At 62.7% G+C, this 26,887-nt stretch carries 22 protein-coding genes; 7 read left to right on the top strand and 15 right to left on the bottom strand.

What is annotated here, in order from left to right; genetic code table 11:
- Positions 1-70: 70 nt before the first annotated feature.
- From clpB to HJA_RS07345, 7 genes are all read right to left on the bottom strand, one after another.
- Entirely contained in the window at positions 71-2,686 is a 2,616-nt protein-coding gene (gene clpB, locus HJA_RS07375; RefSeq protein ID WP_035580253.1) for an ATP-dependent chaperone ClpB, read from the bottom strand.
- Positions 2,687-2,881: 195 nt separating this feature from the next.
- The gene (locus tag HJA_RS07370; protein ID WP_051597479.1) at positions 2,882-3,550 is read right to left on the bottom strand and encodes a DUF4167 domain-containing protein; all 669 of its coding nucleotides are present in this window, start codon (positions 3,548-3,550) and stop codon (positions 2,882-2,884) included.
- Positions 3,551-3,749: 199 nt separating this feature from the next.
- A complete protein-coding gene (prmC, locus tag HJA_RS07365; RefSeq protein WP_162177038.1) occupies positions 3,750-4,604 on the bottom strand; it encodes a peptide chain release factor N(5)-glutamine methyltransferase in 855 nt (284 codons plus the stop codon).
- Between the two features lie 34 nt (positions 4,605-4,638).
- Positions 4,639-5,715 (bottom strand): peptide chain release factor 1, encoded by a 1,077-nt coding sequence (prfA, locus tag HJA_RS07360; protein ID WP_035580247.1) that lies wholly within the window; start codon positions 5,713-5,715, stop codon positions 4,639-4,641.
- Between the two features lie 65 nt (positions 5,716-5,780).
- A complete protein-coding gene (locus tag HJA_RS07355; RefSeq protein ID WP_035580244.1) occupies positions 5,781-6,215 on the bottom strand; it encodes an MAPEG family protein in 435 nt (144 codons plus the stop codon).
- Positions 6,216-6,264: 49 nt separating this feature from the next.
- Entirely contained in the window at positions 6,265-7,551 is a 1,287-nt protein-coding gene (locus tag HJA_RS07350; RefSeq protein WP_035580241.1) for an alpha/beta hydrolase family protein, read from the bottom strand.
- A gap of 85 nt (positions 7,552-7,636) precedes the next feature.
- Complete coding sequence (locus tag HJA_RS07345; RefSeq protein WP_051597478.1) at positions 7,637-8,473, bottom strand: LytTR family DNA-binding domain-containing protein; 837 nt, start codon at positions 8,471-8,473, stop codon at positions 7,637-7,639.
- A gap of 183 nt (positions 8,474-8,656) precedes the next feature.
- On the opposite strand from HJA_RS07345, the gene HJA_RS07340 reads away from it, so the two are divergent.
- Both HJA_RS07340 and HJA_RS07335 read left to right on the top strand, forming a co-directional pair.
- The gene (locus tag HJA_RS07340; protein WP_035580238.1) at positions 8,657-9,871 is read left to right on the top strand and encodes an acyltransferase family protein; all 1,215 of its coding nucleotides are present in this window, start codon (positions 8,657-8,659) and stop codon (positions 9,869-9,871) included.
- Between the two features lie 84 nt (positions 9,872-9,955).
- Positions 9,956-10,762: a Stf0 family sulfotransferase gene (locus HJA_RS07335; RefSeq protein ID WP_035580235.1), complete on the top strand. Its 807-nt coding sequence runs from the start codon at positions 9,956-9,958 to the stop codon at positions 10,760-10,762.
- A 38-nt stretch (positions 10,763-10,800) separates the two neighbouring features.
- On the opposite strand, the gene ispG is transcribed toward HJA_RS07335, so the two are convergent.
- The 4 genes from ispG to HJA_RS07315 form a co-directional block, all read right to left on the bottom strand.
- The gene (gene ispG / locus HJA_RS07330; RefSeq protein ID WP_035580232.1) at positions 10,801-11,934 is read right to left on the bottom strand and encodes a flavodoxin-dependent (E)-4-hydroxy-3-methylbut-2-enyl-diphosphate synthase; all 1,134 of its coding nucleotides are present in this window, start codon (positions 11,932-11,934) and stop codon (positions 10,801-10,803) included.
- 83 nt (positions 11,935-12,017) lie between these two features.
- Positions 12,018-12,932 (bottom strand): helix-turn-helix domain-containing protein, encoded by a 915-nt coding sequence (locus HJA_RS07325; protein ID WP_035580229.1) that lies wholly within the window; start codon positions 12,930-12,932, stop codon positions 12,018-12,020.
- Positions 12,933-13,023: 91 nt separating this feature from the next.
- Complete coding sequence (gene ptsP, locus HJA_RS07320; protein WP_035580226.1) at positions 13,024-15,288, bottom strand: phosphoenolpyruvate--protein phosphotransferase; 2,265 nt, start codon at positions 15,286-15,288, stop codon at positions 13,024-13,026.
- A 25-nt stretch (positions 15,289-15,313) separates the two neighbouring features.
- Positions 15,314-16,561 carry an aspartate kinase gene (locus HJA_RS07315; protein WP_035580221.1) on the bottom strand — a complete coding sequence of 416 codons (1,248 nt, stop codon included), beginning with the start codon at positions 16,559-16,561 and terminating at the stop codon, positions 15,314-15,316.
- A gap of 89 nt (positions 16,562-16,650) precedes the next feature.
- Here HJA_RS07315 and ubiG point away from each other — a divergent pair, with 89 nt between their 5' ends.
- Both ubiG and HJA_RS07305 read left to right on the top strand, forming a co-directional pair.
- Complete coding sequence (gene ubiG / locus HJA_RS07310; protein ID WP_035580219.1) at positions 16,651-17,421, top strand: bifunctional 2-polyprenyl-6-hydroxyphenol methylase/3-demethylubiquinol 3-O-methyltransferase UbiG; 771 nt, start codon at positions 16,651-16,653, stop codon at positions 17,419-17,421.
- An 18-nt stretch (positions 17,422-17,439) separates the two neighbouring features.
- Positions 17,440-18,051, top strand: coding sequence for a DUF924 family protein (locus tag HJA_RS07305; protein WP_035580216.1), 612 nt, complete (start codon positions 17,440-17,442; stop codon positions 18,049-18,051).
- Here HJA_RS07305 and HJA_RS07300 read toward each other — a convergent pair.
- Positions 18,048-19,415, bottom strand: a complete 1,368-nt coding sequence (locus HJA_RS07300) for an MFS transporter (protein ID WP_035580211.1) — start codon at positions 19,413-19,415, stop codon at positions 18,048-18,050. The two genes, HJA_RS07305 and HJA_RS07300, sit on opposite strands and share 4 nt — an antisense overlap.
- A gap of 117 nt (positions 19,416-19,532) precedes the next feature.
- Between HJA_RS07300 and HJA_RS07295 the strand changes: the two genes are divergently transcribed.
- Positions 19,533-21,020, top strand: coding sequence for a M20 family peptidase (locus HJA_RS07295; RefSeq protein ID WP_035580207.1), 1,488 nt, complete (start codon positions 19,533-19,535; stop codon positions 21,018-21,020).
- A 73-nt stretch (positions 21,021-21,093) separates the two neighbouring features.
- Here HJA_RS07295 and HJA_RS07290 read toward each other — a convergent pair whose 3' ends face one another.
- Positions 21,094-22,419, bottom strand: a complete 1,326-nt coding sequence (locus tag HJA_RS07290) for an oxygenase MpaB family protein (protein ID WP_035580205.1) — start codon at positions 22,417-22,419, stop codon at positions 21,094-21,096.
- Between the two features lie 111 nt (positions 22,420-22,530).
- Between HJA_RS07290 and HJA_RS07285 the strand changes: the two genes are divergently transcribed.
- Positions 22,531-23,142 carry a TetR/AcrR family transcriptional regulator gene (locus tag HJA_RS07285; RefSeq protein WP_035580202.1) on the top strand — a complete coding sequence of 204 codons (612 nt, stop codon included), beginning with the start codon at positions 22,531-22,533 and terminating at the stop codon, positions 23,140-23,142.
- Here HJA_RS07285 and uvrC read toward each other — a convergent pair.
- Both uvrC and HJA_RS07275 read right to left on the bottom strand, forming a co-directional pair.
- A complete protein-coding gene (uvrC, locus tag HJA_RS07280) occupies positions 23,139-25,013 on the bottom strand; it encodes an excinuclease ABC subunit UvrC (RefSeq protein WP_035580199.1) in 1,875 nt (624 codons plus the stop codon). The genes HJA_RS07285 and uvrC overlap by 4 nt on opposite strands.
- 38 nt (positions 25,014-25,051) lie before the next feature.
- Positions 25,052-25,381: a hypothetical protein gene (locus HJA_RS07275; RefSeq protein ID WP_035580196.1), complete on the bottom strand. Its 330-nt coding sequence runs from the start codon at positions 25,379-25,381 to the stop codon at positions 25,052-25,054.
- A 250-nt stretch (positions 25,382-25,631) separates the two neighbouring features.
- On the opposite strand from HJA_RS07275, the gene HJA_RS07270 reads away from it, so the two are divergent.
- Positions 25,632-26,843, top strand: a complete 1,212-nt coding sequence (locus HJA_RS07270; RefSeq protein ID WP_035580186.1) for a pyridoxal phosphate-dependent aminotransferase — start codon at positions 25,632-25,634, stop codon at positions 26,841-26,843.
- The last annotated feature ends 44 nt before the right edge of the window (positions 26,844-26,887 follow it).

Below are 26,887 nucleotides of genomic sequence, written 5' to 3'. Positions count from 1 at the left end.
GCTCAATCACTGGCAAAAATAAAAACGGCGCAGGTTTCCCTGCGCCGTCTTTGTTTCAGCATTGGCCGGCTCAGTTCAGAACAGCTGCGCCTTTGGCGAAGTCGTTCGGGACGCCGTTGATGGAGAGCTGGTCGCCCTCCACGCCGATCTTGATGGTCTCACCATCATGGATACGGCCTTCCAGCAGCAGCCGGGCCAGCGGGTCCTGAAGCTCCTTCTGGATGACACGCTTCAGCGGACGCGCGCCATAGACCGGATCATACCCCCGGGCGGCCAGCCAGTTGCGGGCATCGAGGCTGAGCTCCAGCTTCATCTTCCGGTCCTTCAGCAGGCCTTCGAGGCGCTCCATCTGGATGTCGACGATATGATCGATCTCGCCGCGGCCGAGCCGCTTGAAGAAGACGATCTCGTCGATCCGGTTGATGAATTCTGGGCGGAAGTGCGCCCGGATGGCACTCATCACCGAATCTTTCGCGCTCTCGGAGATGTCCCCCTCCTCACCGGAGGCCAGCGCATCGGCGCCGAGGTTCGATGTCATGATGATGATCGTGTTCTTGAAGTCCACGGTCCGGCCCTGGCCATCGGTCAGGCGGCCATCGTCCAGCACCTGCAGCAGCGTGTTGAACAGGTCCGGGTGGGCCTTCTCGACCTCGTCGAACAGCACGACCTGGTAAGGCCGACGGCGAACCGCTTCGGTCAGCACGCCGCCTTCATCATACCCGACATAGCCGGGAGGTGCACCGATCAGGCGGGCCACGGAGTGCTTCTCCGAAAATTCCGACATGTCGAGCCGCAGGATGGCCGTGTCGTCGTCGAACATGAATTCGGCGAGCGCCTTGGTCAGCTCGGTCTTGCCAACACCGGTCGGACCCACGAACAGGAACGAGCCGATCGGACGGTTCGGATCCTGCAGGCCGGCACGTGCCCGGCGCACGGCATTCGAGACGGCTTCAAGCGCCGGGTCCTGACCGACGACCCGCTTGCGCAGGGCGTCTTCCATCTTCAGCAGCTTTTCGCGCTCGCCTTCCATCATCTTGTCGACGGGAATGCCCGTCCACTTCGAGACAACGGCCGCAATATCTTCAGGCTGCACAACCTCGGAGACGACACCGCCGCCGCCATCTTCGCTGCTTTCCGTTTCCTGGATCAGTTTTTCCAGCTGCGGGATGGTCGAGAATTTCAGCTCGGATGCCTTGGCAAGATCGCCCTGGCGCTGGGCTTCGGCCATTTCGGCATAGGCCCGGTCCAGCTGCTCCTTCGCGGTGGCAGCGCCTTTCAGCTTGTTCTTCTCGGCACTCCAAGCCGTCGTCAGCTCGTCGGAGTGCGCCTGCAATTCGGCAATCTCCTCCTCAAGCGTGTTTAGCCGCTCTTTGGAAGCAGCATCCTTCTCTTTCTTCAGCGCTTCAGCTTCGATCTTCAGCTGCAAAAGGCGCCGGTCGATCTCGTCCAGCTCTTCCGGTTTGGAGTCGACCTGCATGCGCAGGCGGGAGGCCGCCTCGTCCATCAGGTCGATGGCCTTGTCCGGCAGGAAGCGGTCGGTGATGTAACGGTTCGACAGCGTGGCCGCCGAGACAATCGCCGCATCCGAAACGCGCACACCGTGGTGTGCCTCATAGCGGCCTTTCAGGCCACGGAGGATCGAGATCGTGTCTTCCACAGTCGGCTCGTCCACGAACACAGCCATGAAGCGCCGGGCAAGGGCCGGGTCGCCTTCGACATATTTCCTGTACTCGTCCAGCGTGGTGGCACCCACACAGTGGAGTTCGCCGCGGGCCAGCGCAGGCTTCAGGAGGTTGGAGGCATCCATCGCCCCGTCGCCCTTCCCGGCTCCGACCAGCGTGTGCATCTCGTCGATGAACAGGATGATGCCGCCTTCAGCCTGCTGCACTTCATTCAGCACGGCTTTCAGACGTTCCTCGAATTCACCGCGGAACTTTGCACCAGCGATCAGCGCGCCCATGTCGAGCGCGAGCAGCTTCTTGTCCTTCAGGCTTTCCGGCACGTCGCCATTGACGATGCGAAGGGCGAGGCCCTCGGCAATCGCCGTTTTACCCACACCGGGTTCACCGATGAGGACCGGGTTGTTCTTGGTCCGGCGGGACAGGACCTGGATCGTGCGGCGGATTTCCTCGTCGCGGCCGATGACCGGGTCGAGCTTGCCGTCACGCGCATCCTGAGTCAGGTCGCGGGCATATTTCTTGAGCGCCTCATAGCCTTCTTCGGCATTGGCGCTGTCGGCGGTGCGACCCTGGCGCAGCTGGGCGATTGCCCCTTCCAGCGCTTTCGGCGTCACGCCGGCATTCTTCAGAACATCTGCAGCCGGATCACCGGAAAGACCGGCAATGGCCAGCAGCAAGCGCTCGGTCGTCACGAAGGAATCGCCGGCTTTCTTTGCGCCAGCTTCGGCATCCTGGAACAGTTTCGCCCCTGCCTGCTCAAGCCGCAGACCGGTGTTGGAACCGGAAACTTTCGGGATTTTTCCAAGGGCTGTGTCGACGCCCTGAACCACGAGTTCCGGCCGGCCGCCGCTCGCACGGATGAGGTTCACGGCCATCTGGTCGCGATCCTCCAGCATTTCTTTCAGGACATGGGCAGGTGTCAGCACCTGATGACCCGCCGCCAATGCAGCAGTCTGGGCACCCTGAATAATCGCCCGGGCGCGCTCGGTATATTGCTCAATATTCATCTATTATCCCCTTTCAAAGGCAGATTTGTTTCGGGATCCCGGCACCCCGCTTAGCGGCAGCGCCATTGTCCTTCACAACCAATGTGGGAACAGATTCCGGGGTTGCAACTCCCCTGCGACGGGAAGGTTCATACAAGAAAAAGCCCGGCGGCCAGAAGGCACACCGGGCTTTTCTGTTTATCGGGGCGGGACGCCTTAGTCGGTCGCCTCCGCAGACGTTTCCGCTTCCTCGTCCTTCGCCTTGCGGCGGCCGCGGGAGACCGTTTTCATCACGCCGTCAGACGGATCAGACTCGTCCGATGCGTCATTTTCCTGGCTCTTATAGGTCTTCCGGCGGGTGGTCCGGCGACGCGGCTTCTGCTTGTCGTCGCCGTCATCGTCCGACGACGCGCTGGACTCGTCAGAGTCCTTGTCTTCGTCGATAACGCGCATGGAGTCATCGCCACTGTCATCCTGATTGGACGGCGGATTGCGGCGTTCGACGCTGGCTTCGGTCTTTTCCGCCTCATCCTTGCCGGACTCATTGGCGTTGTCGTCCCCGTCATTACGGGAATTGTCTCGGCGGTTCTGGTCGCGGTCATCGCGGTTGCCGCCGCGCTGTTGCTGCTGGCGCTCACGGGCTTCCTGCTGCTTGGCGACGATCCGCTGGTAATGTTCGGCGAACTGATAATAGGCTTCAGACAGGATGCGGTCGCCGCTGGTCTGGGCGTCGCGCGCATATTGCTGGTACTTTTCAAGCACCTGCTGGGCAGACCCGCGAATTTTCACATCCGGACCGACAGATTCGAAATGCCGGTTTGGATTGTTGAAATTGTTCTGGTTGTTGCCGCCTGACCGGCGGTTGCGCCCGCGTGAGCGTTTCATGAAGTCAGTCCCATGTTCATGCGCCTGCTAGTTCTGTGCAGGCATTCCCGTCGCGCTGGCCTTTTGTTCAGCTGGCCACAGCCCCAATTTTTTGCGCGAAGCCTGTGATCGAAGAGGGAAACCTATGGAACCCGCTCATCTCGTTTCACACGATTCTTCTATCCTGTAATGCCTTGGCCGCCAAGCGAAAATGTAAGTATCACTTTCCGGGTTTCCGGCCCCATACGGCACGATCGTTTCCGCCAAGGTCTTTTGAAGACCCGATTTCGGTAAATTCTGCCAGTTCGAGTTGTCCGGACACCGCGTCTTTCTGGTCGTAGCCGATCTCAAAGACCAGCCAGCCACCGGGTTTCATGTGCTGCCCGGCGAGGCGGATGATCTCGCGATAGGCCACCAGACCATCTTCACCGCCATCCAGCGCGGCCATCGGATCGTGCGCCCGCACCTCCGGCGCGAGCCCCGCGATTTCTGCGCTCGCGATATAGGGCGGGTTCGAGACAATCAGGTCCGCCGCCTGCCAGTCCGGCCAGTCGGCCCAGCTGCCCTCGAACACGGCCGCGCGCGCCGCCAGTCCCAGCCGCGCCAGATTCTCCCGGGCAAGGCTCGCCGCCTGCGCACTGGCTTCGACGCCCACACCGCTTGTTCCGGGCCGGTTCGCGAGGATGGCAGAGAGCAGGCAACCTGTTCCGGTGCCAAGATCCGCAACCATCACCCCCGCCCCTTCCGGGATGAGGCGCAGGGCAGCCTCGGCCACAACCTCACTGTCCGGGCGGGGGATCAGCGCGCGTTCATCGCAGAGAAATTCCAGCCCGAAAAATTCCGCCGTCCCGAGGATATGCTGCAGGGGCCGCCGCGTCTGCCGCTCACGGAGCATTTCACTGAAACGTGCTGCGATGTCTTCCGGAACCGGATCTGTCCCTGCGGAGATGAGACCGGTCCGCGAAAGCCCCGAAACGGCCATCATCATCAGCCTTGCCTCAAGCGCCGCCTCTTCGATGCCGGCATCCCGCAATTGCTGCGTGCCGGTGCGAAGGCATTCCTCATATGTCGCCACGCCGGACACCTCCATGCGTTCGCCCGGACGGCGGTCAGCCCGCCTCTTCCATCGCGGCCAGCTTGCGCGCCTGGTCTTCCGTAATCAGTGCTTCGACCACATCCTGCAGCTTGTCACCGGAAATGATCCGGTCCAGCGAATAAAGCGTCAGGCCGATCCGGTGATCGGTCACACGGTTTTCCGGATAATTGTAGGTACGCACCTTCTGGCTGCGGTCACCCGATCCGATCTGGCTGGCTCGCGCTTCGGCGCGCTCGGCGTCCGCTTCGGCGCGCTGCTTCTCGTAGAGGCGGATCTTCAGCTGCTCCATCGCCTTTTCACGATTCACGTGCTGCGACTTCTCGGAACTCGTCACCATGATACCCGTGGCGAGGTGGGTGATGCGCACAGCGGAGTCGGTCGTATTGACGTGCTGGCCGCCAGCACCGGAAGAGCGCATTGTATCGATACGGATGTCTTCCGGCTTGATGTCGATCTCGATGTTTTCCGGCGCGGGCAGCACGGCGACCGTCGCGGCGGACGTATGGATGCGCCCCTGCGTCTCGGTCGCCGGGACACGTTGCACACGATGCACGCCGCTTTCCCACTTCATGTGGCCAAACACACCGTCGCCGGAGACGTTGCAGACGATCTCCTTGTAGCCGCCGGCATCGCCCGGCGAGGCATCCACCACATCAACTTTCCAGCCCATCAACTGGGCGTAACGCGAATACATGCGGAAGAGGTCACCAGCGAAGATGGCCGCTTCGTCACCGCCGGTTCCGGCGCGGATTTCAAGGACGATGTCGGCCGCATCGTCGACGTCTTTCGGCAGGAGGAGGATCTGCATCTCCTGCTCCAGGCCCGGCAGCTTTTCCTTAAGCTCCTCGATTTCCATCTCGGCCAGTTCGGCCATTTCCTTGTCGCTGCCTGCTGCCAACGCCTGGGCCTCTTTCAGCCCATTGCGCGAATTCAGCAGGTCCCTCGCCTTCTCGACGACGGGTTTCAGGTCTGCGTGCTCCTTCGACAGCGCGATGATCTCGGCCGTGTCGGAGGTCGCGCCCATGCGTGCCTCGACTTCTTCGAAACGGTCGATCACCTGCTCGAGGCGGGAATTTGAAATGCTTGCCATGGCGGCTTCTCTAGAGCCGTTTAGCGCAGCTGGTAAGCCCCTTCAGGCGGTTCTGGGCAGGCGGTCTAGGCCAGCGTGAGGATACGCACGACTTCCTTGCCAGCCAAAACGAACAGGACCAGCGAGGCCAGCGCGAACACCAGGAAACGCTGCGCCACTTTCGGAGACAGGATCTGCACGAAGGAGTGCAGCACCCGCAGGCCAACATAGGCCCAGGCCAGATAGGTCGCGAGATGGTCCGCTCCGCCGGTCAGGGCAGCGAAGAACATCAGCGCGTAGAAGATCGTCGGCTGCTCGTGCAGGTGATTGTAATTGTCGGCCACCGAGCGGACACTTGCCGGCATCCGGTCAGTATAGGTGTGGGGGTGGCGCGCCTCATCCGGGTTGATGCCCGCCTTCTGCATCGCCGGAATGCGCGTCGCATACATCCACAGCCACATCACCAGCGTCCACACGACAAGCGCGAGAACAGGATAAAGAAATCCAACATTAATCGGCATGGGTGCCCTCCCTAAGCACTGTTTTTCTTAAGCTTACTCCGCATCACCTTTAGTGAACAGCGTATTGTGAGGCGCCTTCCCCAACGAGATGGGAGTGCAGGAAGACCGTGAAGGCATCGATGTCTTCCGACACGACGCTATGTCCGCCGGGCCGCAACCACCAGGATATGCCGGCTGCTGGATCGAAGTCCCGCATGCCGGACACGGTGAGCCCCGTATGGCCGGTCGCCTCATAGGCCGCGCTTGCGGCTTCGGCGGCGCGGAAAGAGGAATTCGGATCAGACCACACATCCCGGCGGCCATTGCCCAGCAGGACCGGCGTCGGGGCGACCAGAGCCAGCAATTCATGCTGGTCCACCGGAATCTCGTCCAGGCGGTCGATCCAGTCCTGTGCTTCTGGCGCCAGCCAGTGCGGATAGGCCTTGGCCATCCGGTCCAGCCGTTCGCCGGTATGAGAGCGGGACAGAGAGGCCCCGGCAAAGCCGGACTGGTGCGCGACGACGGCGGCGATCCGCCGGTCCCAGACGGCGGCGATCAATGCCGACTTGCCATGCCGGGAATGTCCCATCACGCCGACGGCCCTCGGATCGATGCGCGGATCAGCATCCAGCACATCCACTGCGGCGGAGAAACTGTAGGCCCAGGCCATCAGGGCGGAGGTCGGATTCACCGGCCCGCCCAGCGCAGCCATCGCCTCAGGCGCTTCCTTCTTCCGGTCGGGGATGAAGTCGGAGGCATAGAAGCTCGCATAGGCGAGCCCGGCATCGAAATAGCGCTCCACCGGCGCCAGCGCGATATAGGTGCCGAAGATCTGCGTCGCGGCCCAGCCGGGGAAGCCTTCCATCATGCCGCCATCGCAGACCTGACCTTCGGCATTGGTGACAGGCTCATCCGGGAAGACCGAGCACGTGTCCGCGAAGGTCTGGCTGATCACGACAGGCACCGGACCGGTCTCCTTCGGGAAAGCCGTGACCATCACGAATGACCGCGCGCCCTCGCCGCTGCCGATCGTGATTTCGACTTCTTCCAGCGTGCCGCGGCCGTCCAGATATTCCGGGTCGATCATCTGCCAGTCACCGAAACTGACCGGCATGCCAGCAGGCCACGGCCCGTAGAGGACGTCCTCGAAACGCTGCTTCAGCGCCTCGCGTTCCGGGCTGCCTTCAGTTGTGATGGCGGGGACATTCAGGGCCGGCTTCGGGGCGGGTTTATTATCGGTTTCGAGGCTCGCATAGTTCATGCCGAGCATGGTGCAGCTCGACATGACGAGCGCCAAGACGAGGATCAGCACAAGCAGCGGCAAACGGGCGAGGAACCAGAATATGGGGCGGATCATAGACTACCTTTATGTATGAACTGCCTCACCACCGGCGACCTTAGCGGCATTCCGTGACCGGGCCAGCCCCCACACGAAATAGTGCTTATGCGATTTGCGCATAGCGCTCCCGGTAGCGGCGCGAGCCTGGCACGGTTTCGCCGGTATCGAGCTCGATCATGGCGTCCCCTTCCCCTGTCGGTGTGATGACCATGGCATGATCAAGATTGACTATATGGGACCTGTGGACGCGCACATGGTGACCACCCGCCTCCTCCAGAAGACGTTCCAGCTCCGTCAGCGTCATGCGGACCAGATGCGTCTTCCCGGCCGTGCTGACCTCGACATAATTTCCGGCCGCCTTCGCATGGATGACGTCCCCGGCATTCAGCATGATGGTCCGCCCGCCGGATTTCAGCATCAGGCGTCGCTCGCGCGTTGCCACTTCATCCATGGCCCGGGATTCCAGCCGGTTCTGCATCGCCATTCGGGCCAGTGCGAAGGTCAGCATCGTGATGCCATAGCCATAGGCATCCTTGCGTCCCTCATAGATCCAGTTGAGCGGGTCGGAGAGGCCGAAATGATAATTGTGCCCGAGGAAGACCGGATAGGTCAGCTTCCGCAGCAGGACAAAGCCCAGCACGTGCAGCACGATAAAGCCGAGGCAGGCCACGATATGCACCGGAACCGACCAGCGCCAGCGGCGCAGGGACAGGGGCGCGATGTCCAGAACAATCGGAAAGAACGGAACAAGGCACAGAAGGGCGAGATGCGATGCCCCCTCCCGCAGCCAGGGCTCCAGCCGGGCTTGCCGGTCCTCCAGCTGGATCGAGGTCGCCTGAATGACCAGAGAGGCCAGCATGAAAATGACAAAGCCAATCATCGCCCAGCGGTCTGCCTGGCGGTCGGCTTCGGTCTCGGGATGGCGAGTCGGCGCGTTCATCCAGTCACTCCTGCCACAAACGCCCTGAGGGCAGGAAGGCAAAGGGCAGAATTTCGTCCCTGATCGCCGCCTTTCGTCCCGGGACGGCGCCATTCGGCCCGCCAGTCCACCGGATACCCCTTGTCGCATGACGCATCGCCGGGCCAGGCCCAGTCTGGCGCCATGAGACAAGGAGTTTCCCCCATGACCGAACCGTCCCCGGCGCCTGCCTTTCCCCGCCGTTACGATCTCGACTGGCTGCGCATCATCGCTTTTGGCCTGCTCATCTTCTACCACACGGGCATGTTCTACGTGACGTGGGGCTGGCATGTGAAAAGCGTGCATGTCGGCACCGGCGCCGAATGGGCCATGATGCTGCTGAACCCGTGGCGGCTCGCCCTCCTCTTCTTCATCTCCGGCGTCGCACTGCGCTTTGCAGCGGACAAGCTGGGCGCCTCGACACTGGCGCGGGAGCGCGCCGTCCGCCTCGGCCTGCCCATCCTGTTCGGCATGGCGGTGATCGTCGCCCCGCAAAGCTGGCTGCAGCTGGTTGAGAATGGCGAGTTCAGCGGCAGCTTCTGGCAGTTCTGGCCGCACTATCTCGATTTCGGATCGGACTATTCCATCACGACGCCGACCTGGAACCATCTCTGGTACGTCGTCTACCTGCTGGTCTACACGCTGATACTGGCCCCGGTGGCCGGCCTCCTGTCCCGGTTCATGACCGGCAGCGGAGCCCGCATCACCCGGGTCCTGTTCGCCGGCCGTTGGGGCCCGCTTGTCGCGCTCACCCTGCCGGTGACGCCGTTTATCCTTTATCGCTTCACGCTCGACCCCTATTTCGAGACCACCCATGCCCTGACGAATGACTGGGCCAACCACGCCCACAGCCTGACCATTCTTCTGATGGGCTTCCTGCTGGCCAAGGACAGGAATTTCTGGAGCGCGACCCGCCGGGCCCTGCCTTTCGCCCTCACAGGCGTGCTGGTGCTTGGCGCTGTCCTCACCCCGCTCTGGGCGAACTGGGACGCCATGGCGGAAAACCCCGACTGGAACTGGCTGGTCTGGCCGGCACGTATCGCGCGGATCTTCTATGCCTGGCTTGCCATTGTGACCATGCTCGGCCTCGCCCAGCGCTATCTCAACCGCCCCAGCCGTGCGCTCACCTACATGACCGAGGCGATCTTCCCCTGGTACATCCTGCACCAGACGATCACGGTCATGGCCGGCTTCTGGCTGACCCGGCAGGGCCTCAGCGTCTGGGTCGAGGCACCGCTGGTCATTCTCGCCACGTTCGGCGGCTGCGCGCTGCTGCACGAACTGGTCATCCGCCGCGTCGGCTTTCTGCGCCCCCTCTTCGGCCTGAAACCGAAAGGGTCGAAGCCAGCGGAGCGAATGGCCGTCCTCGTACAGCAGTGATCATTGTTGGAGGGAGTTGCCTGTCAGCGCCCAGCCCGTAAGGTCGCGAATCTCTGCCAGAACCCTGTGAAGCGACCCAGTATAGTGAACCCGTACCGTACATTTTTCGAGGCCGAGGGGGAGCGTTTCGGCCGCCGCCCCCTCGACCTGTCCTCCGTCTTTCCCGCTCATCCGGATCTGCGGAACTACATGATCGTGATCGCCGGCCGCTGCGGGTCCACCTGGCTTGGCCGCATGCTGGAAGACCTGCGCCTCGTCGGCGCACCGGGCGAATATTTCAACACGCAGGGGCTGCCCGCCCTTTACCGGAAGCGGGAAGCCAAAGGCCTTGAGGATTATGTCCGCAAGACCGCTGCCCTGCACCCGGTTTTCGGTTTCCAGATCAATCCTGCGCGGCTGTTCCACCTCGAAGACCTGGTAGACTTCCGGAAGAGTTTCGCCGGCTTTGCGATGATCGATTTGCGCCGCCGGGATTTCGTGGCGCAGGCCTTTTCCTTCGCCCGCGCAAGCAAGAGCGGCAACTGGCACAATGTAGAAGGTCCGCCGCCCGAAGTCACCGACCGCGACGTGTGGTCCATGATCCACCACATCATCCAGAACGAGCAGCAGATCGACAAATGGTACGCGCTGCAGAAGCGTTCGCCGCTTCGTCTTGTCTATGAGGATATACTGGCTGACAGGGACAGCGTTATCCTCCGTATCCTGTTCCACCTTTCCCGGAACGGAACCTTGCCCGCCTATACCTCACCGCCCCAGCGCCAGAAGCGCAACGGAGATGGCGCGCCGGACACGGCCCTGCTTGGCTTCCTGCAGCGGAACATGGATCAGATCGAACAGGTCCACCAGGACCGGGCACGCATAAATACGGCGAAATTCATTCCAGCGGCCTGACGCGCTTTGAGCATCACAAGAGGCAAACGCCGCCGCACCTATTCCGCGGCGACTTCGGCTTCTTCGCGTTCAGCGCGCATGCGTTCGGCCTTTTGTTCGACCAGTTCGACAATGTGCTCGATCATGTCGGCGTTGGAGACATTGTGGTCCGGCCGTCCGGCTACGAACATCTTGCCGCTTTCCTTGCCGCCGCCGGTAAAGCCGAGATCGGTCAGCGCCGCCTCGCCCGGGCCGTTCACGACACAGCCGATGATCGACAGGGAAATCGGCTCGTGAATGTGCGACAGGCGCTGTTCCAGAATCTCGACCGTCTTGATCACGTCGAAGCCCTGGCGCGCACAGCTTGGACACGCCACGATGTTCACGCCGCGGGTCCGCAGGCCGAGGGATTTGAGCATCTCGAAGCCGACTTTCACCTCTTCCACCGGATCGGCCGACAGCGACACGCGGATCGTGTCGCCAATTCCGGCCCAGAGCAGCGAGCCCATGCCGATGGAGGATTTCACGGTGCCGGTGCGCAGGCCGCCTGCCTCTGTGATGCCCAGATGCAGCGGTGCGTCGGTCGCCTCTGCCAGCTGCTGGTAAGCCGCCACGGTGAGGAACATGTCGGAGGCCTTCACCGAGATCTTGTACTCGTGAAAGCCAAGATCATCGAGGATACGGGCATGGTCCAGCGCCGACTCGACCATCGCATCCGGGCAAGGTTCGCCATATTTTTCAAGCAGGTGGCGCTCAAGGCTGCCGCCATTCACGCCGATCCGGATGGAACAGCCATTGGCGCGGGCCGCGTCCACGACTTCCTTCACGCGGGCCTGCGAGCCAATATTGCCGGGATTGATCCGCAGGCACGCGGCGCCCGCATCGGCGGCTTCGATGCCGCGCTTGTAGTGGAAATGGATGTCCGCAACGATCGGCACGGGGCTCGCCTTGCAGATCGCCTTCATCGCCGCCGTCGACTCTTCCGTCGGGCAGGAGACGCGCACAATGTCAGCGCCGGCCTCAGCCGCGCGCTGGATCTGCGCGATGGTCGCGGCCGCGTCTTCGGTCGGCGTGTTGGTCATGGTCTGCACGGCGATGGGGGCATCGCCGCCGACCAGAACATTGCCGACACGGATCTGCCGGGACTTGCGGCGCGTGATGTCGCGCCATGGACGGATCGGATTGTGGCTCATGTCATGTGCCTCTGGTGCCTTATGGCCCCTAGATGGCGCGTTCGCGCCGATCCGGCAATGCGTTTACGGAAACTTCAACTGCCTCAGCGGGTCGCCTTGCTGCCGCCATTGGCCGCCATGGCCGGGGCGGAGACTTCCGCAGCGCGGGCCAGTTGCTCGTCGACGCTGACGGAAAACACTTCCGCGCCGTCCGGGCCCAGCGGGCTGACCACGATGTCACCCACGCGCCATTCGAACGCGCCGCCATCGCGGGCAGACACGGTCCAGCCGGCATTGAGGCGCGGGAAATAGGTTTCGCCCTCGGCCATCACGCGGCTGCGGAAGATGGTGCCGTCGGCGCCACGCACTTCCAGCCAGCCCTGGCGCACAGCAACCAGTTCGAGCGGCAGCGAATCCGGCACAGGGCGCTGGGAGTCGGTTTCAGAGAACAGGCTGTCACGCGCGCCGTTCACGGCCACGATGGCAGCGGACTCGGTCACTTCCGGCGCAGGGCGCATAAATTGCGACACGCCGATCGCACCCGCCGCCAGCGTGACGAGGGCAACGGCCGAGGCGAGCGCCAGCGGCCAGCGGGCGCGTTCGGCGGCGATCTGCCCCATTTTCGGGACAGGCGCAGCTTCTTTCACTTCCTGAACGGCGCCGCATTCCTTGGTATAAATTGCGATGACGTCTTTCTCGGGCAGGCCGAGGAATTTCGCATAGGTGCCGAGAATGGCCGTCAGATAGCCGCCCTTGGGCAGCTCGCCGACTTCCATCCGCTCAATCCACATCAGGTAGTCTTTACGCAGGAGCGTCGCCTTGGACACGTCCTGCAATTCCAGGCCTTTGATCTCGCGCACGCGGCGCAGGACCTGGCCCATGCGCAGGTCTTCCCCCTCGAAGGAGCGGGTTTCGAAGACCTCCCTGGCCTGCAGGAAACGTTCGCTTTCAGTCAGAGTCTTGCCTTCGGCCCCGGCTTCGGGACCAGGCTGTTCTTGAAGGGAGTCGTCGTGTGCCATGTTCGTCCAGTACCGCCCTGATGGTCGTGCTTCACCACACCACCGCGCAAGAAATGGTCCATGAGTGAGGTTAACTCACGGAGCCAATCTATCAACCTTCCGCCAGTTCGACGCCATGTTCAGCCGCAAGAGCTAACAACTGGTTACGGAACGCATCGTTCGGCTTATCCAGCGCTGCATAGAAATCGGCCCGGAACGCAGCAAGATCAAGGCTTCTGATCATACGTTTCACAGGACCGATGGATCCGGCCGACATGGAAAGATTGGTAAACCCGAGCGCAACGAAACAGAGCGCAGAGAGAGTCGATCCGGTCGATTCCCCGCACGCCGACATCCGGATTCCGTAAGTTTCGCATGCCTCGGAAACCATTTTCAGGAACCGCAGGGCACTCGGTGAGACGAGGTCGTACCGATCCGAAACAGAGGGGGTCATCCTGTCGGCGGCATAGAAGAACTGCATCAGGTCGTTCGTGCCGACGGACAGGAACTCCGCCTCCCCTGCCAGCTCCTTCAGGCTGAAGGCCAGCGCCGGGGTTTCGAGCATGACGCCAACCTCGATCCGCGCCGGGCGCTTGCCGGTCGCCTCCTCCGTCCAGTCGACCTCTTTCATCAACAGGTCTTTGGCCGCGAAAAACTCCTCCGGCACGGTCACCATCGGGAACATGACCGTCAGCGGCGACTCGCCTGCTGCACGGATCAGCGCCCGCAGCTGGCGCCGGAACAGGCCGCGATGATCCAGCGCAAACCGGATGGACCGCCAGCCGAGCGCGGGGTTCTCTTCGCGCTGCAGGTTCAGCGCCGGCAGGACCTTGTCGCCGCCCAGGTCCAGCGTGCGGAAAATCACTTTCTTGCCCGGCGCCTTGTCCAGCACGCGGCGGTAGAGCTGCACCTGGTCGTCCAGCCGCGGCAGCGTCTCGGACACGAGGAACTGGAATTCGGTGCGGAACAGGCCCACCCCGTCGGCGCCGGTCTGGTCCAGCGTGTCGAGGTCCAGCTCCAGACCCGCATTCAGCATCAGGCTGACATGCGTGCCGTCTTTCGTGCGGGCGGGCTTGTCACGCAGCGCGGCATAGGCGGCCTGGCGTTCGGAGCGCAGGGCCACCCGGTCCTTGTAGGCATCGTAGAGCGCATCGTCGGGGCGGACATGAAGCACGCCCTGTTCTGCATCGACGATCAGCCAGTCGCCCTGATCGATCCGGGTCGTCAGTCCTTCGATGCCGCCCAGTGTCGGAATGCCGAGCGCGCGCGCCACGATGGCGGCGTGCGAAGAAGCCGCGGCCTCCTCCATGAGGATCCCCCGCAGGCCGGCATTGGCATATTCCAGCAATTCCGCCGGACCGAGTCGGCGCGCGACGAGCACGCTGCGCTCCTCGCTGATCTCCGGGCGGCCTTCATCGCCGCCAAGAATGCGCAGCAGCCGGTTGTCGAGGTCTTCGAGATCGTGAAGCCGTTCACGCAGATACGGGTCGCGTGCACTCTGCAGCCGGGCGCGGTGTTCGCGGCGGGCCCGGTCGATGGAGGCCTCGGCGGAGAGGCCCGAGCGGACACCTTCCTGCAGCTTTTCTGCCCAGGACGGGTCGTGCGCCAGCAAGCGGTAGGTCTCCATCACATCGCGCGGATCGTCGCCCAGCACGGCGCCGTCGATGGCCATCATCCGGTCGATCGATTTCTTGAGGTCCAGCAGCGCGCGGGTCAGACGTTCCGCTTCGAGTTCCTGATCGCCGGCAAAGAATTTCGCTGCCGGCACGACCGGGTCATGCAACACGGCGCGGCCATAGCCGAGGCCTTCGCAGAACACCCGCCCGCGCAGCGAGGCGAGGTTTCTTGTCCGCTCATGCCCGTTGCCATTGTCCAGATGTTCGGGATCGATGCGGTCGACAATCTCGGCCAGCACCATTGCGATGGTCTGCAGCGTGTCGATTTCTTCGTCGCCATAGACCCGCTCGGTCCGGTTCTGGGCGGTGAGAACGCCGATCACCCGTCCGCCCCGCAGAATGGGCACACCCAGGAAAGCGTGGAACGGGTCCTCCCCCGTTTCCGGGCGGTAGGAGAATGACGGATGGCGGGGCGCATCCTGGATCGCCATCGGCTCGGCCCGCCGGGAGACGAGGCCGACGAGACCTTCATTGGAGGACAGGCGCGTATTGCCGACGGCTTCCGGCTTCAGGCCTTCGGTGGCGATAAGGATAAGTTGACCGCCGCGATCGCGCAGGTAGATCGAGCACACATCGGCGACCATGGTGGACGCGATCAGCCGGACCACATTGTCGAGCCGCGAACGTGTTTCCCCGTCCTCTGCCATCATCTGGCGGAGGCGGTTCATCAGCAGACGCGTGGCAGGTAGATTGTAGGCCATCTAGACCTGCTTGTCGCAGGCGGTCTTACTCGGCGTCAAGGCCGAAGGCAGTATGCAGGGCCCGAACGGCGAGTTCCGTATAGGGCGCTGCGATGAGCACCGAAATCTTGATTTCCGACGTCGCGATGACATCGATGTTGATGTTCTTCTCCGAAAGTGCGCGGAACATGGTCTCGGCAACGCCCGTATGGCTCTTCATGCCGACGCCGATGATCGAGACCTTGGAGACGTCGCGCGTGACTTCCATCGAGTCGAAGCCAATCTCGTCTTTCATCTTTTCCAGCGTCTCTTTGGCGAACGGGCTGTCGCGATCGGTGCAGGTGAACACCATGTTGGCCCGATCCGGACCGCGGGCATTGGCCTGCACGATCATGTCGACATTGATGCCGGCCTGCGCGAGCACAGCGAAGAGTTTTGCCGAAACGCCCGGCTTGTCCGGCATTCCGAAAAGGGTGATCTTCGCCTCATCACGGGAATAGGCGACGCCGCTGACAACCTGCTTTTCCACGATTTCTTCCTCTGCACAGACTAGGGTTCCGGGATTGGGCTCTCCGGGCTTCAGGAAGCTGGAGAGCACGCGCACCGGCACGTTATGGTTCATGGCCATTTCGACCGAGCGGGTCTGGAGGACCTTGGCGCCCAGCGAAGCCATTTCGAGCATTTCCTCGAACGAGATTTTTTCGATCCGCCGTGCTTTCGGCACGATGCGCGGGTCGGTCGTGTAGACGCCGTCGACATCGGTATAGATGTCGCAGACCTGGGCATTCAGCGCGGCGGCAACCGCCACGGCGCTCGTATCGGACCCGCCCCGGCCGAGCGTGGCCACACGCTCATCCTCGGTGACGCCCTGGAAACCGGCGATCACGGCGATCTCGCCGGCATCGATGGAATCCGGCAGGCGGGAATCGTCAAAGCCCATGATGCGGGCCTTGCCGTGGCTCTTGTTGGTTTTCAGCTTCAGCTGCCAGCCGAGCCAGGAGCGCGCCTTCAGGCCGCGCTTGCGCAGCGCCAGCGCCAGGAGGCCGGCGGTGACCTGCTCGCCCGAGGCGACGACGACGTCATATTCATCGTCATACTGCTCCCGCTTGAGCTCGCTGCCTGCCGCACCTTCGGCCAGGGCGACCAGCTTGTTGGTCTCCCCTGCCATGGCCGAAACGACCACGGCCATATGCTCACCCTGCTTTGCGCGGGCGGCCACAATGTCAGCCACGTTCGCAATGCGATCGAGGTCTCCGACTGAGGTTCCGCCAAACTTGAGTACCGTGCGCGCCATTTCGCCCTATATCCTGTAGAAACGGGTATGCCCCTATAAGCGCCCTCATAGGGGCTGTTCTCAGCCGGATCAAACAGGTTTGATAGACCATGGTGAAAACAATTGAAGGCTCCCTAGGGGCACCCTCGACCCCGAGCATCGACCCGGCCGAGGTGGAAAAATTTTCCTCCATCGCTGCAGAATGGTGGGACCCAAAGGGCAAATTTCGCCCTCTGCACCGGTTTAACCCCGTCCGCCTCCGCTTCATCCGCGAGACCGCCGAGCGCCATTTCGGGATCGAGCCAGGCAAGGTTAAACCCTTGGAAGGATTGAGATTACTGGACATTGGCTGCGGCGGCGGCCTCGTCTGCGAACCCATGGCGCGCCTCGGCGCGGCGGTCACCGGCGTCGATGCGTCGGAAGCGAACATCAAAACCGCTCTGACCCATGCTCAGGAAGAAGGCCTCTCCATCGATTACCGGGCCGGCACGGCCGAGGGCCTGATCGATGCCGGAGAGCCCCCTTTCGACATCGTGCTGAACCTCGAAGTGGTCGAACATGTCGCAGACCCGGTCCAGTTCCTGAAGGACACCGCCAGTCTCGTGAAGCCCGGCGGGCTGATGATCGTCGCAACCCTTAACAAGACTGCCAAGGCACTGGCCACGGCCGTGGTCGGCGCTGAATACATCCTCGGCTGGCTGCCGCGCGGCACGCACGACTGGTCGAAATTCCTGCCACCGGAGGAGGTGCGCGATGCATTGGCTGCGGCCGGTCTGGAACCACAGCCACCGGCAGGCGTTTCCTACACGCCGCTGACCGGGGCGTGGAAAATCAGCAACGACACCTCGGTCAATTACATGATCGTTGCCCCGAGACCCTAAAGAACAGGCCTGAACAGAATGAGCGAACTCCCCACACCGCAGGACGTCATCGACTACTGGATTGGCGAGGCGTCTGCCTCTCCGGACGCGGCGGGGGAAAAGCACAAGCTCTGGTTCGGCAAATCGAAAGAGACAGATGCGGAGATCCGCGAACGCTTCGGCGCCCTGCTGGAGACACTGTCAGACCTGCCCTCGGCGGAGGACTGGGCCTCCCGCGGTCCGCGCGAACGCCTGGCCGTCATCATCGTGCTCGACCAGTTCAGCCGGAACCTCTACCGCGACGATGCCAAGGCCTTCGAACAGGACAGCCTCGCCCTTCTCCTCTGCAAGGACGGTCTCGCCCTGAATCAGGACAAGGGCCTGTCGGAAGTGGAGCGGATATTCTTCTACCTGCCGCTCGAACATTCTGAAGCGCCGGACGATCAGGCGCGCTCTGTCCAGGTCTTTACCGACCTTCTGGTCGATGCGCGCGAAGGCTTTCGAGACCTGATCGAGAACACGCTGCAATATGCCAAAGACCATAAGAAGGTGATCGACGAATTCGGCCGTTTCCCGCACCGGAACAAGGCGCTCGGCCGGGACTCAACGGACGCCGAGAAGGAATGGCTGGCCGAAGGCGGCGGATTCTAGTCCATGATCTCCGGCCCACGCGGGTCGAGCGATTTGGCGACTTCCTGCTGCATGGCCCGCGTGAACGGATAGCGCGATGCGGCAAACGCCGCGAGCAGGTAAAGCGTGCCCGGCAACAGGCAGAACACCAGCAAGAGACCATGGATCGCTTCCGGCGAGTTATCCTTGTTCGGATGGAATCCGGCCCACTGACCGAGGATCAGGTAGCCGACGCCAAGGGCCAGGCTGCTGCCGACCTTGTAGGCGCTGGTGATGAGGGAATAATAGATGCCGGACCGGTTCTCCCCGGTCTGTGACACCTGCCATTCCACGACATCCGCCGTCATCGACCGCGCCAGCACCATGGGGGCGCTGAATGCCGCGCCGTTGAAGAAGGCGCCGATGAAAAGCGGCCAGAACCCGCCAACCTGCCCGGCCAGATAGTAGATGAAGAAACTGGAACAGGACAAAAGCGCTGCCGCCTTGAACGCAAAGCTCTTCTCGGTGCGCTCAGCCAGTTTCAGCCAAAGCGGCAGGGCGCAAACCGCCATGATGAAGAAAAACATCAGGATCAGGCTGCTCATCCCATCCGACAGGCCGAACACGAATTCTGCAACGAACAGATAGTTCGCCGAGGTCACGGCAATCGCCGTCCCGGACAACAGCTCCAGCAGCAGGATATGCCCCAGATACCTGTTCCGCAGGGCCGCGATGAAGGGGCGCAACCGGAACTTCTCGGTGTGCCCCTTGTCGCCGCGCACAGGTTCATCGCGCACAAATGTGCATGCCAGGAACGCCGAGATCGGCAGCGCGATCAGCAGCACCCAGCCCATGACAGCCACCTGCCCCATCCGCCCGACTTTAAAGCCGGCAAGCTCCAGCACGACCGGGATCGCGAGAAGGAACAGCATCGACAGGACGCTGACAATTTCGGCCCACTGGAAGAAGCGCGACCGGTCGTCATAGTCGACCGCGATCGCCGGCACCCAGGCCGAGCGCGCCGTCTGCAACAGGGTGAAGCCGATATAGAACAGGATCATCCAGCCGACGAAATAGGCCGGGCTCTCTCCCACGTCCGGCATGTAGACGAAGAAGGTGGCCAACCCCAAGATCGGCACCGACAGCACAACCCAGTGCCGCACGCGCCCCCACGGGCTGCGATACCGGTCGACCAGATAGCCCATCACCGGATCGGTGAAGATGTCCCAGAAGCGGAGCAGCATGAACAGGAGGCCGGTCAGTTCCAGCCCGAGACCGACCTCCCGCGCATAAAGCGGCGCCAGATACACCCCGACCGGCAGGCCAACGCCTGCCAGCGGGATACTCAAAGATGAAAAAGCGAGTACCCTTGGCAGGGACAGGCGCTTGGCCGGAGCGTCAGTCATGCGCGCATGATTGCCGTGAAATTCGTGACGGCCAAGTCATTTTTATGCTGCACTGCGGCTTGACGACCCCGGGGGCAACAGTGTCCGTTCGCGCGCAGCACTGAGGAGGGCCTGACATTGCTGAAGAAAATCCTGATGGGGCTTGGCGCCCTGATTGTTCTGGTCGCCGGGATCGTTCTCTACCGGACGTTCACTTATGGCGGCGCCCCTGTCGGAGACCGGGTCGAGCTGCCGGATGTGCCCGCCATCTCTGCCGACACAGCAGCAGAACACCTCTCCGAAGCCATCCGGTTCAAAACCATCACGCTGGCCGGCGGCGACCCGCGGCCCGGTCAGGAAGGTCCCTGGCTGGAGCTGCATGACTGGCTGGAAGAGACCTACCCCGCCGCCCATGCCGCGATGACGAAGGAAATCGTGCCGGACACGCTGACCCTGCTCTACACCTGGCAGGGCTCTGATCCGTCCCTCCAGCCGCTCCTGCTGATGGCTCACCAGGATGTTGTGCCGGTGAATATCGGCACAGAGGGTGACTGGACCGGCGCCCCGTTCAAGGGCGACATCATCGATGGCTATGTTTACGGCCGCGGCGCGCTCGATGACAAAAGCAACCTGATCGGCATCATGGAAGCTGTGGACGCCCTCGCCGCGTCCGGCTTCCAGCCGAAGCGGACGGTCATTCTCCAGTTCGGACATGACGAGGAAGTCCTCGGCTCCGGCGCAGAGAAAAGCATCGCCCTCCTGAAATCCCGCGGCATCGAGCCTGTCATGGCCGTCGATGAAGGCTTTGCCGTTCTTGATCCGTCGCCGCTGACCGGTGCCAAGATGGGCATGATCGGCGTTTCCGAAAAAGGCTATGTCACGCTACAGGTCACGTCGCTCGGCACAGGCGGACACTCGTCCATGCCGCCGCGCGATTCCGTGAACGTGCAGCTCGGCAAGGCCATCGTCGCGCTCGACGAGAACCAGATGCCGGCGGACTTCTCAAAGCCGCCGGTCTCCGACCTGCTGCGCGCGTCTGCAGGCGACATGCCCTTCATGCAGAAAATGGCGCTCGCCAATATGTGGCTGTTTGGCGGAATGGTGGAGAAATCCTTCTCCGCGACGCCCGCCGGCAATGCGATGGTACGCACCACGACCGCCCCGACCATGCTGGCCGGGTCGGCCAAGGAAAATGTCCTGCCGCAGCGCTCCACCGCCGTCGTCAATTTCCGCGTCCACCCGAATGATACGGTCAAAGACGTGGTGGACCATGTGAAAAAAGTGACCGCTGACATTGAAGGCATCGAGGTCAGCGCCCCGGAAACCGGGAGTGGCGAAGCCTCGCCCGTTTCGCCCACCGATGGCCGCCCCTATGCCGTGCTGGCCAGCGTCGCCGAAGCCGCCGGTGACGGTGCCCCGGTTGCCCCGGCCCTGGTGATCGGCGCCACCGACGGGCGTTATGCCACGGCGATCACGCCGCGCGTCTACCGCTTCTCGCCGGGCGTCCTCACACCGGTGGACCTGACCGGGTTCCACGGCACCAATGAGCGGATGTCGGTTGAGAACATGGGCCGCATCTCCAACGGCTTCGCCCAGATCATCGTCGCCATGGATCAGGGCGATTGATGTCCGTCTCCGGACGGCATCTATAGCGGATAACAGCAGCGGGTTCCCCACCCGAAACCCGCTGCTGCCCCCCCTACTCAGCCGGGACCGGCTTTGCCAGCCGATAGGCTGATGCATCTGTCGTGAACTCGGCATGGCCGTAGCGCACGAGCAAACGGCGGAGTTTGGCGACGAGGTGCCGGTCGACCAGCCCGCGCAGGCCCGGCACTTTTAGCGCCGTCTGATAGATCGCCATCTTGATTGAGATCATCGGGAACAAGACGGCGGCTACGGCATAATCCAGCGGGCCGACCGGCACCCCGATGTCGCGCGCCATCTGGCTGTTCCCACCCAGGAAGTGCCGCACCAGAACGAGGCGCGCCAGGCGGCGCTCCAGTGCATTGTGGACCCGGTTGCCGAGGGATTTGTCCGGCGGCAGATAGGTTGACAGCGTCGCCCGCACCAGCGCCCCGCAGGTCTCGTCATCGAACCCGGCGCGGATCGATCCGCTGCGCGCATTCATGATGTCGATAATGCCCTGCGGCGTATCCATCAGCAGGTCTTCCGGCAAGCCCAGAAGGTAACAGCGATAGCGGCTGAACTCGACGCGGGCGCGTTCTTCCGGTGTGAACTCCGTACGTCCCTCCGCCTCCATCTTGTAGGCCAGCAGGAACACGTCGATCAGGCCTGCCGGCATCTGGTCCACCTGCGGGATCGGAATACCGTAGACGGACTGGTCCCAGCCCTTCACGCGGCGCAGCACATTGAAGCGCACCATCGAGTGCATCAGCCGTACCATGGCGGCAGCCTTGAAACCTTCCCCGCGCGGCTCCAGTGCGCCCGGCAGGGTCGTCACCGTGAAGAAGGTCGCTGTCTCGTTCACCCGGCGCGAGGCGGTCGAATGGCTGAGCGTGCCGGTCAGTGCCATCGGAAGCGCGGTATATTTGTTGAGGAAGGTGGCCAGGAACGCGCCGCGGATCATCCAGGGCGAGGTCTCCGCCATGGGCAGCCGGTTCAGCCGCGCGCCTTCGCGCACAAGATCCATGTCCAGCCAGTCTGGCTTCACTTCCATTTCAGCGATCAGGGCGGCCAGCTCCGGCGGCGCATCCGGCACCGCCTCAATGCCCTCGTCGCAAGCTATGGTCAGCATGTCGACCAGCCGCTTGAAACCATATTCCGGCATCAACGCGGCATAAGCATCCGACGTGATGTCCCCCAGCATCGTATAGGCCTTCACCCGCGCCACCATGTCGGCCGGCGGGGCCGGGAATTTCGTCATGTAATCCTTCATGGAACTGACGGAGAGGTCGTCGGTATAGCGCTCGGGTACGATCGAGAAATCCACATCGCCATACATCACGGGAAGGTCGGTTTTCTGGCGTTCGATACGCCTGTGCACGTCTTCGAGCGATACGGTCATTCAAGTCTCCGATTGCGTTTTACGCATTGTCCAATCCATAATGTAAGAAATCCTCAGATTTTCCATTCGCATCTGGAAGCCCCGGCACACCCGGGCATCGGACAACCTCAAGTGACTGAAAAGAAAAGAAGAAAGCCGAAACAGGATCGCGCCCAGGCGACTGTGGACGCCATTCTGGAAGCAAGCTTTCAGATTTTGGAGCGCGATGGATTGTCAAAACTGACGACCAGCCGCATCGCCGAGCGCGCCGGTGTCAGTATCGGAACCCTCTACCAGTATTTCAGGGACAAGGACGCCATCCTCGCTGCTATGGGCCAGCGCCAGAGCGATGCCATGCGCGAGACAATCACCGCCATCGTGCTCGACGCACCGGAGACCGGCGGTGTCCGGGCCATCGTGCGGGCGCTGATGCATGGGCTGCAGGGCTCGGCGGAAACGCGGATGGTCCTGTCGGATGCCCTCTTCCGCACGGGCGGCGGCGCCGAAGTCAGCCGCCAGCACCTCACCTTCCTCGAATCCATCAGCGGGCGGTCAGAGCTGGACTTTGCCCTCGGCAAGGAATCCTCCTTCATCCTCACCCACGCCGTCATCTACCTGCTGCGCGCGGCCGCGGCCGAACCCGAACTGGCGCTGGATCCGGATGTGCTGGAAGACGAACTCGTCCACCTGATGGAAAGCTATATCGGCAGCCTCGCCGCACGGGCTGCGAACAACGGCGCCTAACCCCCGTTGAAATGGCCGTGGATGCGTTCGGCGAGCGCTTCGTTGACGCCGTCGACTTCCATCAGGTCCGCCACTTTTGCGCGGGACACGCCCTTGGCGGATCCGAAATGGTGCAGCAGCGCCTTCTTGCGCGCCGGGCCGATGCCTTCGATTTCGTCCAGAGGTGACTTGCCGATGGCGGCAGAGCGCTTCTGCCGGTGCGCGCCGATGGCCCAGCGGTGCGCTTCGTCGCGCAGGCGCTGGAGGTAGTAAAGCACCGGCGCATTTTCCGGCAGTTTGAACGGCGCCCGGCCCGGCCGGAAGAATTGTTCGCGGCCGGCATTGCGGTCCACGCCCTTGGCGATGGAGACAAGCGTCACATCGTCCGGCGTCAGATCAATCTCCGCCAGCGCCTCGATCACCGCATTCAACTGGCCGAGGCCACCATCGATCAGGACAAGGTCCGGCCAGTTGGCGGGATTGCCCTCTTCCCGCTCCTTCTTGGCGCGATTGAAGCGGCGGCGCATCACTTCGCGCATCATGCCGTAATCGTCGCCGGGTTCGAGGGTCGTGTCCTTGATATTGAACTTGCGGTAGGCATTCTTCATGAAGCCTTCGGGGCCCGCCACCACCATGCCGCCCACGGCGTTCGTGCCCTGTATGTGGGAGTTGTCGTAAATCTCGATCCGCTCCGGCGGCTTTTCCAGCTCGAACACTTTTGCCACTTCATTCAGCAGGCGCGTCTGGCTGGCCGTCTCCGACAGTTTCCGCGTCACGGCTTCAGTCGCATTGCGGGCGGCCTGGGCGACAAGGTCCTTCTTGCTGCCGCGTTCGGGCTTGCGGATCTCGACCTTGCGATTGGCTTTCAGGCTCAGCGCCTCGGCAATCAGGTCCGCCTGATCAGGCATGTCGGAGACGAGGATCATGCGCGGCGGCGGGCGCTTGTCGTAGAACTGCACGAGGAAGGCGCTCAACACTTCCTCCGCGGTCTGATCACGCTCGTGGCGCGGATAGTGCGCGCTCGCGCCCCAGTTCTGCCCGGCGCGGATGAAGAAGACCTGCACGCACGAGACGCCCCCTTCCATCGAGATCGCAAAGATGTCAGCCTCCTCGATGTCGTCCGGGTTCACGTCCTGGCTGCCACGCACATGGGCGATGGCACGGATCCGGTCACGCAGGGAGGCCGCGCGCTCGAAATCCATCGCCTCGGCGGCCTCTTCCATCTCCTTTGCGAGGCGTTTCTGCAGGTCCGCCCCCTTGCCGCGCAGGAAGTCGGCGGCTTCGTCGGCCAGTTCCTGATAATCCTTTGTGGAGATCAGCCCGACGCAGGGCGCGGCACAGCGTTTGATCTGGTGCAGCATGCAGGGCCGCGTGCGGGCATTGTAGACGCTGTCCTCGCAGGTGCGCAGCAGGAAGGCCTTCTGCAGCGTATCCAGTGTGCGCATCACCGCCCCGGCGCTGGCGAAGGGGCCAAAATAGTCGCCCTGGTCCTGTTTGGAGCCGCGATACTTCTTGATCTGCGGCGCCTCATGGTCCCGCCGGATCAGGATGTAGGGAAAGGATTTGTCGTCCCGCAGCAGAACATTGAAGCGTGGCTTCAGGCTCTTGATGAGGCTCGCTTCCAGCAGCAGGGCCTCGGTCTCGCTTTCGGTGACAACGAATTCCATCCGCCGCGTCAGGGCGATCATCCGCGCGATGCGCTGCGTGTGGCCGCCGAGGCGAGCATAGTTCGAGACGCGCGCCTTCAGGTTCCGCGCCTTGCCGACATACAGCACTTCGTCGACGTCCCCGTACATGCGGTAGACGCCGGGCTTTGCCGGCAAGCGGGTCAGATTGTCCTTGATGACGTCAACGCCCCGCATGGGGGCGGCGCCTGGCGAGTCAGTCTTCATCTCCGCAAAATAGGCGACCTGCCGCCTTTATGCGAGCCTTAGACGAAGCGGCGGATGAAGTCTTCGTTCACGAAGTGGCGCGGATCGAACGGGGAATCGATCAGCATCCCGGCCACAAAGCTGAACACCACCACCAGTGTGAAAGACCCGATAAAGCTCCGGCCATTACCGGGGTCGGCCGACCGTGTCGCAGATTTGGTGAGGATCAGGAAGAACAGGAGCAGGATGAAGCCACACAGCCCCATCAGCCGTTCCATGTCGGAAAGCCGCTCGAACCAGACCTGAAGATCTCTGGTTGCATCTGCCATTGCGCGGCCGAACTCGCGTTCGACCGTCTCGTACGTGTTCGGTACCGATGCCAATATCATTATGTCTCTCCTCCCCTGCCACAGGAAAAAGAAGCCCCTCCAACCAGCGTGTAGATTCGCACACAATGTTTAATCATGGCGCCGCTGCGCAGGCGAAATCGCGCCGGTTGCGGTCATCAGCGATTAACCATGCCCCAGCCCGAAATGCCGCGGGAACAGGGCTTGCCGCCGCGCGCCGCGACGCGTATTCCGGGCCCGCCGGACGCTCCTGCCCGGCCCTGCTCCCGGGGACTTACCTCAAGGATTTATCATGGCTGCTGATCTCCGCCTGTCGGACGCGCTGGACCGCGTCAAACCTTCCGCCACCATCGCCGTCACCACCAAGGCGGCCGAACTGAAACGCGCCGGCCATGACGTGATCGGCCTCGGCGCAGGCGAACCGGATTTCGACACGCCGGACAACATCAAGGAAGCTGGCATTCGCGCCATCCGTGAGGGCAAGACCAAATACACGCCGGCCGATGGCCTGCCGGAACTGAAGGAAGCCATCTGCGGCAAGTTCCAGCGCGAGAACGGCCTGACCTACACGCCCGCGCAGATCCACGTCGCGCCCGGCGGCAAACCGGTGATCTACAACGCCCTCGTCGCCACGCTGAACCCCGGCGACGAAGTGATCTGCCCGGCGCCTTACTGGGTGTCCTATCCGGAAATGGTGCTGATGGCGGGCGGCGAGCCGGTGAAGGTCGAGTGCGGCCCGAACGCCAGCTACAAGCTGACGCCGGATGCGCTGGAGGCGGCGATCACGCCGAACACCAAATGGCTGATCCTGAACTCGCCTTCGAACCCGACCGGCGCTGCCTATACCCGCGCGGAACTGAAAGCGCTGGCCGACGTGCTGCTGCGCCACCCGCAGGTCTGGGTGATGACCGACGATATGTATGAGCATCTCGTCTATGACGATTTCGAGTTCACGACGATTGCCCAGGTCGAGCCTGCCCTGTGGGAGCGCACGCTGACCATCAATGGCGTGTCCAAGGCTTACGCCATGACCGGCTGGCGCATCGGCTATGCCGGCGGGCCGGACAAGCTGATCAAGGCGATGAGCAAGGTGATCAGCCAGACCACGTCCAACCCCTGCTCGATCAGCCAGTATGCCGCCATCGAGGCGCTGAACGGCCCGCAGGACTTCCTGCCCGTCCGCAAGGCCGCCTATCAGGCCCGCCGGGACATGGTGGTCGAGGGGCTGAACAAATGCCCCGGCCTGCACTGCCCGACACCGGAAGGCGCGTTCTATGTCTACCCGTCCTGTGCGGGCGTGCTCGGCAAGACGGCCCCGTCCGGCAAGCTGATCGAGACCGACGAGGATTTCGCGACCGAGTTGCTGGAGACCGAGAAAGTTGCCGTCGTGTTCGGCGCCGCCTTCGGCCTCTCCCCGGCCTTCCGGGTCTCCTATGCGACGTCTGACGCCGCGCTCAAGGAAGCGCTGGTGCGGATTCAGCGCTTCTGCGAAGCCCTGAAATAGATTTTTCCTATAGGTTGCCTGCGACCATTCGATTAGCTGCAACT

The sequence above is a fragment of the Hyphomonas jannaschiana VP2 genome, from assembly GCF_000685215.1.
Classification (GTDB): domain Bacteria; phylum Pseudomonadota; class Alphaproteobacteria; order Caulobacterales; family Hyphomonadaceae; genus Hyphomonas; species Hyphomonas jannaschiana.
This window is presented reverse-complemented; position numbering and strand designations above follow the sequence as displayed.